This is a genomic window from Poseidonocella sp. HB161398 (assembly GCF_005870025.1).
Classification (GTDB): Bacteria; Pseudomonadota; Alphaproteobacteria; order Rhodobacterales; family Rhodobacteraceae; genus Mangrovicoccus.
Map to the genome: position 1 here is coordinate 173,005 of NZ_VATA01000003.1, position 14,295 is coordinate 187,299.

A 14,295-nucleotide genomic window follows, 5' to 3' on the forward strand; every position below is an offset into this window, starting at 1 on the left:
ACCGAAGATGGCCGATGACCGCAAGCGCGACGAATTGAGCATTGCCGGATTCCCGGCCTGGCCGCTGGTGACGGCGCTGCTGTTCCTGGCGGCCTCGCTGACGCCCTCGATGATCCCCCGGGGCTGGCTGGTCCAGGGGGCGCTGTCGGGGATGCTGGCGGGGCTGGGCTACATGATCGGGCGGCTCCTGCTGCTGGTCTGGCGCAGCCTCGGCCTGACCAAGCTGCCGGGCCGGCTGGCCTGGCTGATCCTCGACGCGGCGCTGCTGGGCGCGCTGGCGGTGGTGGCGCTGGCGCTGTGGCAGCAGGGCGTCTGGCAGGACGACGTGCGCATCCGCATGGACATGCCCCCCGCCGAGGAGGCGCGCACGCTGCGCATCCTGGGCCTCGCCCTGGCGGTCTTCCTGGTGCTGATGCTCTTCGGGCTGGGCGTCCAGAAGCTCTTCGACCTGGCGCGGTTCCGGCTCGACCGGGTGATGCCGCGCGGCGCCGCCAACGTGCTGGGCTTCATCCTCGTCGTGCTCGGTATGTTCTTCGTCACCCGCGACGGGCTGATCGACCATTTCGTCACCGCCATGGACGAAAGCTACGAGGCCGCCCAGCAGCTCTTCGATCCCGAGCAGCCCGCGCCCGCGGACCCGATGAAGACCGGCAGCGACGCCTCGCTGGTCTCCTGGGGCGCGACCGGGCGGCCGGGGCGCAACTTCATCGCCCAGGGCGTCGATGCCGCGCGGATCAGCGCATTCACCGGCCGTCCCGCCAAGGAGCCGATCCGCGTCTATGTCGGCCGCGCCCAGGATGACGACCCCGAGGTGCGCGCCCGCATCGCGCTGGCCGAGCTGATCCGCCAGGGCGCCTTCGACCGCCGCATCCTGATCGTCGCCAGCCCGACCGGCACCGGCTGGCTCGATCCCGGCTCCTTCGACGCGGTGGAGATGATGAATGACGGCGACACCGCCACCGTGGCCGTGCAGTACTCCTTCATGCAGTCGCCGCTGGCGCTGATCTTCGAGACCCGCTCGGGGCTCGACCAGGCCAGCGCGCTGATCCGGGTGATGCACGACTACTGGCGCGACCTGCCCGAGGCGACCCGGCCGAAATTCTACATCCACGGGCTGAGCCTGGGCGCCTGGTCCTCGATGTACGGGGTGGACGCCTTCCGCATGGTCAATGACCCGATCGACGGCGCCTTCTGGGCCGGGCCGCCCTTCCCGTCGGACATGTGGAACCGCGCGACGCAGAACCGCGACGAGGGCAGCCCCGAGATCCTGCCGGTGCTCGACAATGGCGAGACCGTGCGCTTCGTGTCGCATTTCACCAGCCTCGACCGCGACTATTCCCCCTGGCGGCGGATGCGGGTGATCTTCCTGCAGTATTCCACCGACGCGATCGTGTTCTACGACCCGGCCTCGACCTGGCGGCCGTCGGACTGGATGCGCGAGGAGCGCGCGCCCGACATCTCGCCGGATTTCCGCTTCATCCCGGTCGTCACCCAGTTCCAGATGGCGATGGACATGGCCATCGCCATGTCGGTGCCGGGCGGGCACGGCCATGCCTACTACCTGGCCGACTATGTCCGTCCCTGGGCCGAGATCACCCAGCCGCCGAACTGGAGCGAGGCGGAGAGCGCCCGGCTGGTCGCCTTCTGCGACGCGGAGGTCCAGGAAGGGTGCGCCGCGCGCTGATCTGGATCGCGGCGCTGGTGCTGCTGGCCGTGGCGCTGGCGGGGGCGAACACGCTGCGCAACCGCGCGGGGCTGGCCTTCACCTCGGACACGCTCGAGGCGCGCATCGCCGAGCTGGCCCCCGCGGCGCGGATGATGCCGCCGGGGCGGCAGGCGCCCTATCCGGTGGCGCTGCTCTTCTCGGGCTGCGACGGGGTGCATGACAACATGTACCACTGGGCCGAGGCGCTGAGCCACGCGGGCTATGCCGCGGTGATCGTCGACAGCCACGGCCCGCGCGGGCTCGACAAGCTGGAAAGCTGGCGGCTGGTCTGCGCCGGGCAGGTGCTGCCGGGGGCAGAGCGGGCGGGCGATCTGGTGGCGGCGCTGGAGGCGGTGGCGGCCGATCCCGAGCTCGATGCCGGCAATGTCGTGCTGCTCGGCGCCTCGCATGGCGGCTGGACGGTGACGGAGGCGCTGGCCGATCTGCTGACCGGCACGCTGCCCGCGGGGATCAAGGCCTGGCAGACTCCGCCCGCAGAGCTTCTGGCGGGGATCCGCGGCGCGGTGCTGCTCTATCCCTATTGCGGCGCGCTCAACGGCGCGGCCCGCGGCGACTGGACGGGGGCGCCGCCGATGCTGATGATCCTCGGCACCGCCGACAGCATCATCTCCACCCCCGCCTGCCGCAAGCTGGCCGGAGCTCTGGAGGGCCGCGGCGCGCGGATCGCGGTCAGCGAATTCGAGGGCGCCGATCACGGCTTCGACCAGCGCGAGAAGTCCTTCCTCTCCTCGCTGGTCTTCGACGAGGCGCTGCGCGACCGCGCGGGCGGCGAGATCGCGGAGTTCCTCGAGGCGCTGCCCGCCCGCTGAGCCGCCTCAGCCCGGCTGCAGGGCGCGCGCGTCATAGGCGGCGCGGGCGGCCTCGACCCGGGGCAGGCTGTCCCAGGTCCAGCGGTAGAGCGCCTTGAAGGGCGGCAGCAGAGAGCGGCCGAGATCCGTCAGGTCGTAGCGCACCGAGACCGGCGAGGTGTCGAGCACCTCGCGCGAGACCAGGCCGTTGCGCTCCAGCTTGCGCAGGCTCTGGGTCAGCGATTTCTGCGACACGCCCTCGAGGCAGCGCTTCAGCTCGTTGAACCGGTGCGGCGTCCCCTCGAGCACGGTGAGGATCATCATCGACCACTTGTCGGCGATCTCGTCGAAGAGCACGCGGCAGCCGCAGGTGGCCGAGAACTTGATCTGGCAGGTGCCGTCCATGGCAGTTACCTCCGGGTGACCTGGGGCAGGGAAAGTGCCCTCTTGAACCCAGGTATCCGAAAGTTACCTTAGCCGCAACGCAGCAATCCTGATGGAGACCTCAATGTCCCTTGACGACGTGACCGCCGGCACCGAGGTGCTTTTCCGTCCCTTCTCCGTGAACGGGCTGGAGCTGAAGAACCGCATCGTGATGGCGCCGATGACACGCGGCATGGCTCCCGAGGGCATCCCCGGCGACGCGAATGCCGCCTATTACGCGCGGCGCGCCGAGGGCGAGGTCGGCCTGATCCTGTCCGAGGGCACCGTGGTCGACCGCCCGGCCTCGCGCAACCTGCCGGGCATCCCGTTCTTTCACGGGCCCGCGCTTGACGGCTGGAAGGGCGTGATCGACGCGGTCCATGCCGCAGGCGGCAAGATGGGCCCGCAGATCTGGCATACCGGCTCCACCCGCGGCGGCGACTGGGAGCCCGAGGCGCCGGTCGAAAGCCCCTCGGGCCTGATCGGGCCGGACGAGCCCCGCGGCAAGGCGATGACCGAGGAGGATATCGCCGACACGATCGCGGCCTTCGCCTCGGCCGCCGCGGATGCCAAGCGGCTAGGCTTCGACGTGGCCGAGCTCCATGGCGCGCATGGCTACCTGATCGACCAGTTCTTCTGGAAGGGCACCAACCTGCGCGACGACGCCTGGGGCGGCGAGACCCTGCCCGAGCGGTCGCGCTTCGCGCTGGAGATCGTCAAGGCGGTGCGCGCCGCGGTCGGCCCGGACTTCCCGGTGATCCTGCGCGTCAGCCAGTGGAAGCAGCAGGACTATTCCGTCAAGCTGGCCGCCGACCCGAAGGCGCTGGAGGCCTGGCTGGGCCCGCTCTCCGATGCCGGGGTGGATGTCTTCCACTGCTCGCAGCGCCGCTTCTGGGAGCCGGAATTCCCCGCGATCGACGGCGAGGAGGGGCTGAATTTCGCCGGCTGGACCAAGAAGCTGCTGGGCAAGCCGACGATCAGCGTCGGCTCGGTCGGGCTCGACGGCGATTTCTTCGGCGCCTTCTCGGGCCAGGGCGCGGCGGCGACGCCGCTGCAGAAGCTGACCCAGCGGATGGAGCGCGACGAGTTCGACCTGATCGCGGTCGGCCGGGTGCTGCTAAGCGATGCGGGCTGGGCCGGGAAGGTCCGCCGCGGCGCCGCGGACCAGATCGGCGGCTTCGACCCGGCCTCGCTGCAGGCGCTGGCCTGAAGCCCGCTGAGGCTCCGGGGGCGGCGGCTCAGGCCGCCGCCTTCTTCGATCCGCCGCGGATCACCTTGAGCGCGGCGCCGCCCTGGATGGCGCCGCCGAACTTCCCGTGCTGGGTCTTGTCCCAGTAGAAGGGCTTCTGCACCATCTCGGCCAGGGCCTTGTACATCGCCATGCTGGCCAGCAGGAAATAGACCGGCAGGGTGAAGGCCCAGGGCAGCAGCCGCAGCCGCCCGGTCCGGCGCAGCGCCAGTGCCGCCATCACGACCATCACGATCTCGCTGAGCCCGAAGAACAGCGCCAGCCCTGCCATGGCCGCATCCGGGATGACCTCGCGCACCGGATGCCAGAGGCCGAAGGGAATCACCCAGAGCGACCAAAGCAGCGGCGCCAGCGCGAATTGCAGCAGCGTGCCGAGGAACATCGCCTGGAAGCCCCAGAAGCGGCGATTGCCGAGGTCGCGCCACAGCCGCAGCGGCTGGCGCATATGCACCGCATAGGTCATCGCATAGCCCTTCAGCCAGCGCGAGCGCTGCTTCACCCAGGGCCAGGCGATGCAATTGGCCTCTTCCCAGGTGGTCATGTCGAGGATCTCGGTCTCGTAGCCCGCGCGTGCCAGGCGGATGCCCAGATCGGCATCCTCGGTGACATTGTGCGAATCCCAGCCGCCGAGCGCCTCCAGCACGCCGCGGCGGAAGAACACCGTGGTGCCGCCCAGCGGCACCGCCAGGCCCAGATGCGCGACGCCGGGCAGCATCACCCGGAACCAGCTGGCATATTCGATGGTGAAGCAGCGCGACATCCAGTTCAGTCCGGTATTGTAGTAGTCGAGGCAGCCCTGCAGGCAGGCGACGCGCGGCCCGGCGCGGGCGAAGCGCTCCGCCACCTGGCGCAGCTGGCCGGGCTCGGGCGCGTCCTCGGCGTCGTAGATGCCGATCACGCTGCCGCGGCAGAAATCGAGCGCGTAGTTCATCGCCCGCGGCTTGGTCTTGATCTGCCCCTCGGGCACGACGACGACGCGCATCCAGCGGGGCAGCTCGGCCGTGGCCAGCGTGGCATGGGTGACCGTGTCATCGGCCTCCACCACCAGGCAGACATCGAGAAGCGCCGAGGGGTAGTCGAGCTTGGACAGCCGCCGCACGAGCTGCAGCGCGATGCGCTCTTCCTTGTAGAGCGGCACGAGGAGCGAGATCACCGGCAGCCGGCCGGGGCGGATGCCGCCATGCAGCTCGTGGATCTCGGCGCCGCCCGCAGGGCCGGGACGGGCGAAGAGCGTGGCGCATTTCAGCACGCAGAGCGCCAGCAGGCTGACGCTCGCCACAGCCAGCAGCGCGGTGCAGGTCCAGGCCAGCGACAGGAGCGGGGCGCAGAGGAAGAGGAAGGCGGCCATCGCGGCGGCGGTACGGAAGGGACCGGCGCGCCAGGCACGGCAGGAGAGGCTGCGCGGCACCCGCGTCTCGGCGCGCAGCGCCAGCTCGGGGGCATGGGCGGCGGCAATGGCGGCGCCGACGGCGCCCGGCGCGGCCAGCGCCATCATCACCGGGCCGTAGAGCGCCTCCAGCCGCTCGCGCAGCTCGGGGAAGCCCGCCGGGTCCTCGGTGGCGATCACGGTGGCGCTGCCGATGCGGCGCCAGGGCAGGGCGGAGAGGCGCAGGCAGTCGGCGGGGCCCAGCCGGGCGACCAGCCGCGGATCGGCCGGGGCGGCCTCCAGATCGACATGGCGGGCGCCCCATTGCGCCTCGAGCAGCCGCAGGACATCGCCGCGGCCGATCGCGCCGGTGGCCATGAGCGCCTCGCCGAGCCGCAGATCCGCGGCGCGGTGGAGGTCCAGCGCTTCGTCGATGAGAGCGGGGTCGGCCAGGCCCTGGCGGCGCAGCAAGTCGCCGATGCGGGGGCGCGCCGCGGCGGCCTCTGCCGCGGGCGGGACGCTGCCGGTGGCTCCGGCGGGTCTGAGCGGCACCGGCTCCATGAGTTCCCGTCCATTCGCAAGGAATGTCCGAGAATTTCATTAAATTGGTTAAATCACCTTTAAGGCAGACCCGGGAATGTCCCGCAAGCGGCCGTAAATGCGGGAAAACCTTGCCCTGCAGGGGCGCCCGCCGCGACAGCGGCAGGCGCGGGCGGGATCAGGCGGCCGGGGCCATGGCGGCGCGGAAGCGCTCGAACAGGTAGAAGCTGTCCTGCGGGCCCGGCGAGGCCTCGGGGTGGTACTGCACCGAGAAGACCGGCCGGTCGGCCATGCGGATGCCGCAGTTGGAGCCGTCGAAGAGCGAGACATGGGTCTCCAGCACGCCCGCGGGCAGCGACTGGCTGTCGACGGTGAAGCCGTGGTTCATCGAGGTGATCTCGACCTTGCCGGTTTCCAGGTCCTTGACCGGATGGTTGGCGCCGTGATGGCCGTGGTTCATCTTCACGGTCTTGGCGCCGAGGGCCAGGGCCAGCATCTGGTGGCCGAGGCAGATGCCGAAAATCGGCAGCTGGGTGCGATCGAGCACGCCGCGGATCATCGGCACGGCGTATTTGCCGGTGGCCGCGGGGTCGCCGGGGCCGTTCGACAGGAAGACGCCGTCGGGGTTCTGCGCCAGCACGTCCTCGGCCGTGGCGGAGGCGGGCATCACGGTGACGTCGCAGCCGGCATCGGCGAGGCAGCGCAGGATGTTGCGCTTGGCGCCGTAGTCGATCGCCACGACCTTGGGCGCGTCGCCGGTGCGGGTGCCGTAGCCCTCGGGCCAGGCCCAGCGGGTGCCGTCCCAGCGGTAGGACTGCGCGCAGGTGACGTCCTTGGCCAGGTCGAGCCCGACCAGACCCTCGAACTCGCGCGCCTTGCGGACCAGGCCCTCGATGTCGAACTTGCCCTCGGGATCATGCGCCAGCGCGACATGCGGCGCGCCCTGGGCGCGGATCGCGCGGGTCAGGCGGCGGGTGTCGACGCCGGCGATGCCGATCCGGCCCTTGGCGGCGAGCCAGTCCGACAGGGTCCGCGCCGAGCGCCAGTTCGAGGGCAGGGTCGGATCCCATTTCACCACCAGGCCTGCCGCGACCGGATCGGCGGATTCGTCATCCTCGTCGGTGGTGCCGACATTGCCGATATGGGGGAAGGTGAAGGTGACCACCTGGCCGGCATAGGAGGGATCGGTCATGATCTCCTGGTAGCCGGTCATCGCCGTGTTGAAGCACAGCTCCGCCACGCAGGTTCCGGTCGCGCCGATCCCTTGTCCGTAGAACAGGGTACCATCGGCGAGGGCGAGACAGGCTGTGGGCGTGGGCATGGGCGACTCCTATCGGCAAATCCTCGGTCAGATAAGCCTAACGGCAAGGCTCTGCAAGCAGGGTTGCGTGCCAAAGCCGCAATGCAGTATAGGCCCGCGGACCGCAGACATCAGGGGATGACGATGGGCAAGGACCTCAAGGCCCGGGTAGGCGAAAGCCTCAAGCAGGCGATGAAGGACAAGGACGCCGTACGGCTCTCGACCCTGCGGCTGATCAATGCCGCGATCAAGGACACTGAAATCGCCGTGCGCTCCGCCACGCCGGCCGATGCCGAGCCGCAGCCGCTGTCGGATGACAAGGTGCTGGCAATCCTCGGGAAAATGGTGAAGCAGCGCCAGGAGAGCGCGCGCGTCTACGAAGAGGGCGGGCGGCTGGAACTGGCCGAGCAGGAGCGCGGCGAGATCGGCATCATCGAGGAATTCCTGCCCGCGCGGCTGAGCGCCGAGGCGCAGGCGGCCGCGGTGGAGAAGGCGATTGCCGAGACCGGGGCCGATTCCCTGCGCGACATGGGCAAGGTGATGGCGTCGCTGAAGGCGAAGTATACCGGACAGATGGATTTCGGCGAGGTCGGCCCGCTGGTGCGTGCCAAGCTCGGCTGATCCCGACGCTCCGCAAGGGGCCGGAAAACGTGATCCAGAGGACGCCCGCGGCAGAGCCGCGGGCGTTTCCGCTTGCCGTCCCCGCGATCCTGCTGCGCAGGCCCGCGGGGCCCCGCCGCCCCTGGCAGCGGAGCGCGCCCGTCGCCGGAATGGATTGTCCTCAGGGCGGCATGGCCGAGGCGGCGGCAGTGTCGAGGAGGCGGCGCAGCACCGGATAGAGCGCGGCGCGCTCGGTCTCGGTGAGGAAGCTGCCGAGCTCCACCTCGCGTCCGTCGGCGCTGCCGGTGAGGGTGATGTAGTTGCGGTGCCCGCCGCGGCGCGGATGCAGATGCGCCGCCAGCCAGTAGGTATTGGCCTGCCAGGATTTTCCCGTGCCGCGGCCGGGGCGGTGGCTGAGGCAGGTGCTGTCGGTCCAGACGGCGAGTTCCTCGGTGACGGCGCGGTCGGCCCAGGACCAGGTCAGCGCCCGCCAGAGCCCGCCGATCGCGGCGGCGATGAAGAGCAGAAGCACCCAGAAGACGGAAGATCCGAGCACCGTCAGCAGCGGCACCAGCACCATGGCGGAGGCGGCGGCGATGGTGACGGCGAACCCCTTGCGCGTCAGCGAGCTATGCGCCGAGAGCGAGAGCCGCGCCAGCGGCGGATCGCCCTGCGAAAAATAGGACGCCCCCGTGATGACGGGGGCGTCCTGCGTTCCGGTGTCCCAGTGCCAGGGCATTCAGTGGGCGTGGCCCTTGTCCCATTCGCTCTGCTTCGGCAGTGTCTCGAAGGTATGCTCCGGCGGCGGCGAGGGCAGGGTCCATTCCAGCGTGTCGGCGTATTCGTTCCAGTAGTTCTTCGCCGTCACCCGCTCGCCCTTCGTCAGGGTCACGTAGATGATGTAGAGGAACAGGATGAAGGAGGCGAAGCTGATGAAGGCGCCGATCGAGGAGACCATGTTCCAGGTGGCGAAGGCCTCCGGATAGTCGATATAGCGCCGCGGCATGCCCTGCCGCCCGAGGAAGTGCTGCGGGAAGAAGGTCAGGTTGGCGCCGATGAACATCATCCAGAAATGGATCTTGCCCAGCCGCTCGGGATACTGCCGCCCCGACATCTTGCCGATCCAGTAGTAGATGCCCGCGAAGATGCAGAAGACCGCGCCGAGGCTCATCACGTAGTGGAAATGCGCCACGACATAGTAGGTGTCGTGATAGGCCCGGTCGATCCCCGCCTGGCTGAGCACCACGCCGGTGACGCCGCCGACGGTGAAGAGGAAGAGGAAGCCCATCGCCCAGAGCATCGGCGTCTTGAACTCGACCGATCCGCCCCACATGGTCGCCAGCCAGCTGAAGACCTTCACCCCGGTGGGCACGGCGATCACCATCGTCGCCATCATGAAGTAGCTCTGCTGGCTGAGGCTGAGCCCGACGGTGTACATGTGGTGCGCCCAGACCACGAAGCCCAGCACGCCGATCGCCACCAGCGCGTAGACCATCGGCAGGTAGCCGAAGATCGGCTTCTTCGAGAAGGTCGCGATCACGTGCGAGATCAGGCCGAAGCCCGGCAGGATGATGATGTAGACTTCCGGATGGCCGAAGAACCACAGGATGTGCTGGTAGAGGATCGGATCGCCGCCGCCCGCGGGCTGGAAGAAGGTCGTGCCGAAATTGCGGTCGGTCAGCAGCATGGTGATCGCGCCCGCCAGCACCGGCAGGGACAGCAGGATCAGCCAGGCGGTGACGAAGATCGACCAGGCGAAGAGCGGCACCTTGTGCAGCGTCATGCCCGGCGTGCGCATGTTGAGGAAGGTCGTGATCATGTTGATCGCGCCGAGGATCGAGGAGGCGCCGGAGACGTGGACCGCGAAGATCGCCAGATCCATCGACATCCCCGGATAGGAGGTCGAGAGCGGCGGGTAGAGCACCCAGCCCACGCCCGAGCCCGTGCCCTCGAGCCCGTCGGGGGCGAACATCGAGGCGATGCCGAGGCAGGTGCCCGCGACATAGAACCAGAAGCTGAGATTGTTCAGCCGCGGGAAGGCCATGTCGGGCGCGCCGATCATGAGCGGCATGAAGTAGTTGCCGAAGCCGCCGAAGAGCGCCGGGATCACCACGAAGAACATCATCAGGACGCCGTGATAGGTGATCATGACGTTCCAGATATGGCCGTCCGGGGTGCAGGGATCGGCCATGAAGCCCTCCATGCACATGTACTGCACGCCGGGGCTCATCAGCTCCAGCCGCATGTAGACGGTCAGGATGACCGATATCAGCCCCACCACGCCTGCGGTGAAGAGATACAGGATCCCGATGTCCTTGTGGTTGGTCGACATGAACCAGCGGGTGAACCACCCTTTCCGGTCATGCTCGTGCGATGCGCTGGCGGCGTCTGCCATGCGTGCCTCCCTAACAATCAAGACAGAAGGCCCCGGTTCGGCCGCGGCCCGTTTTCCTTAGCGTCCGTTCTACGGCCCCTTCGGCAATCCGGCAAATATTCGCTTCTGTGCAGATGGTGCCGGAGACGGGCATTTTTGTCGCACACGGATTTGACATGGATCAGCGAAGGGGGTCAAGCGCTCCGAAAGGCGGGGGCAAGCATCTGGCAGGCCGGCAGGAATTGTGCGAACGAGGCGCCGAGAAGGAGACGGGACAATGGCAGCGGAACAGGCGGCGCGCGGACAGGGGCACGGCAGATGGGCGGCAGCGGCCCTGGTGGGGGCCTGCCTGATGTGGGCGGGCAATTTCGTCACCGGCCGCGCGATTCGCGGGCTGCTCGATCCCGAGACGCTGAATTTTCTGCGCTGGCTGGTGGCGGCGGCGGCCTTCCTGCCCTTCACGGCGCGCGGACTCTGGCAGCACCGCCGCGCGATCGCGGCCCAGGCGCCCTGGCTGGCGGCGCTGGCGCTGACCGGGGTGGTGGGCTTCCAGGAGGCGACCTACATGGCGCTGACCCTGTCGCCGGTGGCCAATGCCGCGCTGCTTCTCGCGGTGATGCCGATGCTGATCCTGCTGAGCTCGGCGGTGATGGGCAAGGCGCGGCTGACGCTCCGGCAGGGGGCGGCGGTGGCGGTCTCCTTCCTTGGCGTGGCGGTGATCCTGGGCGAGGGCGATCCGGTGGCGGTGCTGCGGCTGCATCTGGGGGCGGGGGACCTGTGGCTGCTGGCCGCGGTGGCGAGCTGGACCGCCTATACCCAGCTCCTGCGCGGCGCGCCGAAGACCGTGCCGCCGGCGGTGTCGCTGATGGCGACGATCCTGATCGCGCTGCCGGTGCTCGCGGCGCTGGCGCTCTGGCGCGGCCGCTCGCAGATCGCCGCGCTGCCGCCCGAGGCCTGGGCGGCGGTGGCCTATGTCGGGCTCTTCGCGGCGCTCCTGGCCTTCATCCTCTGGGGCTATGGCGTGCGGCTGAAGGGGCCGGACGCGGCGGGGCTCTATATCAACCTGATCCCGGTCTTCTCGGCCGCGCTGGCCTGGCTGCTTCTGGGCGAGGCGCTGACCGCCGGGCAGGCGGCGGGGGCGGCGCTGATCGTGCTGTCGCTCTGGATGGGCAGCGCCCGGGGCCGGAAAACCCGGCTCGACGCAACGTAAGGCCGGCGCTAGGCTCCTCTCCGAACGGGAGGGGATGCCGTGCAGATCAGCGAAATCGTCAAGAGCTGGCAGCTCTTCGTCCTGGCTGTGGCCGGGATCGCGGGCATGTGGATCAGCCAGAAGGCCGAGACCCGCAGCCGCTTCGACGTCAACGCCACCGCGATCGCCACGGCCGAGGGGCAGATGGAGCTTTTCCTGTCCCAGCCCGACTACGTGCTGGCCTATCTGGAGAACGCCTATCCCGAATACGCCTATTGCGCGGCGCTCTCGGCGATCCAGGCCTGCGTGATGGCGCAGGACGGGCGGCCGGGCAGCGGGCCGAGCTGCATCGCCGGCGCGGCCGCCGCCGGGGACGGGGAGGGTGTCACCGTGCCCGCCCGGGCCGGGGACGCGCTGGCGCAGGAGATCGACCGCATCGCCCGCGAGGCCGGGCTGAGCGAGGCGGCGCTGCGCATGGCGGGCACGGCCGATGGCGACGCGGTGCCGCTGACCGCCCAGACGCGCGCGGCGGAAGGGCGGGCGGCGATCTGCAATGCCAGCCTGGAGGGGCTGCAGGCCGACACGTCGCTGTCGGGGCGGTTCAGCAGGGTCTCGGCCGAGGCCGAATGCCTCGACACTCTGGGGCTCTACCGCAAGACGACCTGCAATTCCCGGCTGCGCGAGCGCCAGCGCGAATCGACGGCGCTGCAGGTGGCCGAGGCCCAGCCCGCCCAGGCGCCCGACCGGCAGGCCTGCCCGCCGGGCGAGGCGCGGCCCATGGTCTATCCGCATGCGGCGAGCGAGGGCGACCTGGGCGCGGCGGCGCAGCTGGCGACCGCGCTGCAGGCGAAGGGCTGGAGCCTAGCCGAGGCAGAGCCCGCCCCGGGTGCTTCGAAATACGGCGACGTGCGCTATTTCCATGCCGAGCAGAAGGACTGCGCCGAGCGGCTGGCGGCCGATGTGCAGGAGGCGCTCGGCGCCACGTCGCCGCTGGCGCTGATCGACCTGGGCAATTCCTACCGCAACCTGCCGCGCGGACGGATGGAGCTGTGGCTGGCCCCGCGCTGAGCCCTGCTCAGGCCGGAACCTCGCCGAAGATCCCGGCGAAGGTCTTCTGCAGCGCGACGTCGACATCTTCCATCGTCACCGGCAGGCCGAGATCGACCAGCGAGGTCACGCCATGCTCGGAGATGCCGCAGGGCACGATCCCCGAGAAATGCGACAGGTCGGGTTCGACATTGATCGACAGCCCGTGGAAGCTGACCCATTTGCGCACGCGCAGCCCGATCGCGGCGATCTTGTCCTCGCGCGGCTGGCCGTCCGGCCCGGCGGGCTTGTCATGGCGCACGACCCAGACGCCGACCCGGCCCTCGCGGCGCTCGCCCTTGACGTTGAACTCCGCCAGCGTGGCGATCACCCATTCCTCGACCTGGTGCACGAATTTCCGCACGTCGCGGCCGCGCTTCGACAGGTCGAGCATCACATAGGCCACGCGCTGGCCCGGCCCGTGATAGGTGTACTGCCCGCCGCGGCGCGTCTCGTAGACCGGGAAGCGGTCCGGATCGACGAGGTCGCGGACATTGGCGCTGCTGCCGGCGGTGTAGAGCGGCGGGTGCTCGAGAAGCCAGATCGTCTCCGGCGCTTCGCCGCCCGCGATTCCGTCCGCAAGCCGCTCCATCTCGGCCAGTGCTGCCGGGTAAGGGACGAGGGATTCAGAGGTTTTCCAGTCAAGGGACATCGGGCGGACTCCTGTATTTCAAGGGCGGATTACCCCTTGCGGGGAGGGCTGTCCACTTTTGTCGGAAAAGTTGCATTTCCCCTCTTGCGGCCCCCCGGAGCCTTGGGTAGATACCCGCCACTGCCGGTCAGGACAGTGCGGTCGTGGCGGAATTGGTAGACGCGCAGCGTTGAGGTCGCTGTGGGGTAACTCCCGTGGAAGTTCGAGTCTTCTCGACCGCACCAGACCTGGCAGGGCAGGGAACGAGGGCCAGGGGCCCCGTCCCGCCAAATCCCCCATCATATGCGTAGAGAATGATCGAACTCCGGAATTCCGGCATTTTCCGCTATGGACTTCAAGCTTTTGGCAATCACGCATCTTGCATTACTTTTGCTCGAATCCTATCTTCGCTTAGCGGGAAAAACGTTCAGCTGGAAAGTAATCGCCAGAATTAAATTGAAATTTCCGCTTGTTGTTTCTAATGCGTAGACAATAACGCTGTGTCGCGTTAATATGCTATTCGGATGTTAATTATATTATTAGTTCCTGAGGGGAAAAAGCAGAGGATGAATGTGATAACGCCGCTATTCGGAGGAACATCCGGCTCCCTGCCGATGCGAATTCATCGCGCAAGGGAGCGCGTCGTCGCCCCGATCCGCGCCGTTGCCGCCCGATCCCAGCTTACCGAACAGCAGTGGCGCATTCTCGCCGTGCTCGATGAGCAAGGACCGATGGATGCGACGCGGCTTTCGGAACAGTGCGGGCTGCTTCTGCCGAGTCAAACTCGTATTATTCAAACACTTATGGAAAAAGGTCTTGTGACCCGCAGCCGCGATCAGAACGACCGGCGGCGGCAGACTCTGGCCATTACAGAGGCCGGACACGGCATCGTCGTCTCGCATGCCGGGGAGCTGGAGAAGCTCTCTGCGCGGATCGAGGCGCGTCTGGGACGCAAGCGCCTGGCCACCCTGATGGAGCTGCTCGAAGAGCTCGAGCGCATCTGAGCCGGTTTTTCCGGTCCCG

Annotated in this window: 13 protein-coding genes and 1 tRNA gene; 8 read left to right on the forward strand and 6 right to left on the reverse strand. The window is 68.7% G+C overall.

The window, feature by feature from the left end; all coding sequences use genetic code 11:
- Nucleotides 1-7 precede the first annotated feature (7 nt).
- Together FGX59_RS03880 and FGX59_RS03885 are read left to right on the forward strand one after the other, a co-directional pair.
- Nucleotides 8-1,684 (forward strand): alpha/beta-hydrolase family protein, encoded by a 1,677-nt coding sequence (locus FGX59_RS03880; RefSeq protein WP_138465202.1) that lies wholly within the window; start codon nucleotides 8-10, stop codon nucleotides 1,682-1,684.
- Nucleotides 1,669-2,535, forward strand: a complete 867-nt coding sequence (locus FGX59_RS03885) for a dienelactone hydrolase family protein (protein WP_138465203.1) — start codon at nucleotides 1,669-1,671, stop codon at nucleotides 2,533-2,535. The genes FGX59_RS03880 and FGX59_RS03885 overlap by 16 nt, the downstream gene beginning before the upstream one ends.
- A 6-nt stretch (nucleotides 2,536-2,541) precedes the next feature.
- On the opposite strand, the gene FGX59_RS03890 is transcribed toward FGX59_RS03885, so the two are convergent.
- The gene (locus tag FGX59_RS03890; protein ID WP_138465204.1) at nucleotides 2,542-2,919 is read right to left on the reverse strand and encodes a helix-turn-helix domain-containing protein; all 378 of its coding nucleotides are present in this window, start codon (nucleotides 2,917-2,919) and stop codon (nucleotides 2,542-2,544) included.
- Nucleotides 2,920-3,022: 103 nt separating this feature from the next.
- Between FGX59_RS03890 and FGX59_RS03895 the strand changes: the two genes are divergently transcribed.
- Complete coding sequence (locus tag FGX59_RS03895) at nucleotides 3,023-4,147, forward strand: NADH:flavin oxidoreductase (RefSeq protein WP_138465205.1); 1,125 nt, start codon at nucleotides 3,023-3,025, stop codon at nucleotides 4,145-4,147.
- 28 nt (nucleotides 4,148-4,175) lie between these two features.
- Here the strand turns inward: FGX59_RS03895 and FGX59_RS03900 are convergent, their stop codons facing one another.
- Nucleotides 4,176-6,104, reverse strand: a complete 1,929-nt coding sequence (locus FGX59_RS03900; protein WP_171060499.1) for a glycosyltransferase — start codon at nucleotides 6,102-6,104, stop codon at nucleotides 4,176-4,178.
- Between the two features lie 166 nt (nucleotides 6,105-6,270).
- On the reverse strand, nucleotides 6,271-7,413 hold the full coding sequence (carA, locus tag FGX59_RS03905; protein ID WP_138465207.1) for a glutamine-hydrolyzing carbamoyl-phosphate synthase small subunit: 1,143 nt from the start codon (nucleotides 7,411-7,413) through the stop codon (nucleotides 6,271-6,273).
- Nucleotides 7,414-7,530: 117 nt separating this feature from the next.
- On the opposite strand from carA, the gene FGX59_RS03910 reads away from it, so the two are divergent.
- Nucleotides 7,531-8,013 carry a GatB/YqeY domain-containing protein gene (locus FGX59_RS03910; RefSeq protein ID WP_138465208.1) on the forward strand — a complete coding sequence of 161 codons (483 nt, stop codon included), beginning with the start codon at nucleotides 7,531-7,533 and terminating at the stop codon, nucleotides 8,011-8,013.
- Between the two features lie 160 nt (nucleotides 8,014-8,173).
- On the opposite strand, the gene FGX59_RS03915 is transcribed toward FGX59_RS03910, so the two are convergent.
- Together FGX59_RS03915 and ctaD are read right to left on the reverse strand one after the other, a co-directional pair.
- Nucleotides 8,174-8,731: a DUF2244 domain-containing protein gene (locus tag FGX59_RS03915; protein ID WP_138465209.1), complete on the reverse strand. Its 558-nt coding sequence runs from the start codon at nucleotides 8,729-8,731 to the stop codon at nucleotides 8,174-8,176.
- Nucleotides 8,732-10,387 (reverse strand): cytochrome c oxidase subunit I, encoded by a 1,656-nt coding sequence (gene ctaD, locus FGX59_RS03920; protein WP_138465210.1) that lies wholly within the window; start codon nucleotides 10,385-10,387, stop codon nucleotides 8,732-8,734. It abuts the gene before it with no gap.
- A 256-nt stretch (nucleotides 10,388-10,643) separates the two neighbouring features.
- On the opposite strand from ctaD, the gene FGX59_RS03925 reads away from it, so the two are divergent.
- Nucleotides 10,644-11,576 (forward strand): DMT family transporter, encoded by a 933-nt coding sequence (locus FGX59_RS03925; protein WP_138465211.1) that lies wholly within the window; start codon nucleotides 10,644-10,646, stop codon nucleotides 11,574-11,576.
- Between the two features lie 39 nt (nucleotides 11,577-11,615).
- Nucleotides 11,616-12,623 carry a hypothetical protein gene (locus FGX59_RS03930; protein WP_138465212.1) on the forward strand — a complete coding sequence of 336 codons (1,008 nt, stop codon included), beginning with the start codon at nucleotides 11,616-11,618 and terminating at the stop codon, nucleotides 12,621-12,623.
- Between the two features lie 7 nt (nucleotides 12,624-12,630).
- Here FGX59_RS03930 and lipB read toward each other — a convergent pair whose 3' ends face one another.
- Nucleotides 12,631-13,293 carry a lipoyl(octanoyl) transferase LipB gene (lipB, locus tag FGX59_RS03935; protein ID WP_138465213.1) on the reverse strand — a complete coding sequence of 221 codons (663 nt, stop codon included), beginning with the start codon at nucleotides 13,291-13,293 and terminating at the stop codon, nucleotides 12,631-12,633.
- Nucleotides 13,294-13,430: 137 nt separating this feature from the next.
- On the opposite strand from lipB, the gene FGX59_RS03940 reads away from it, so the two are divergent.
- A tRNA-Leu gene (locus FGX59_RS03940) sits at nucleotides 13,431-13,517 on the forward strand.
- 321 nt (nucleotides 13,518-13,838) lie between these two features.
- A complete protein-coding gene (locus tag FGX59_RS03945) occupies nucleotides 13,839-14,276 on the forward strand; it encodes a MarR family transcriptional regulator (RefSeq protein WP_138465214.1) in 438 nt (145 codons plus the stop codon).
- Nucleotides 14,277-14,295 lie beyond the last annotated feature (19 nt).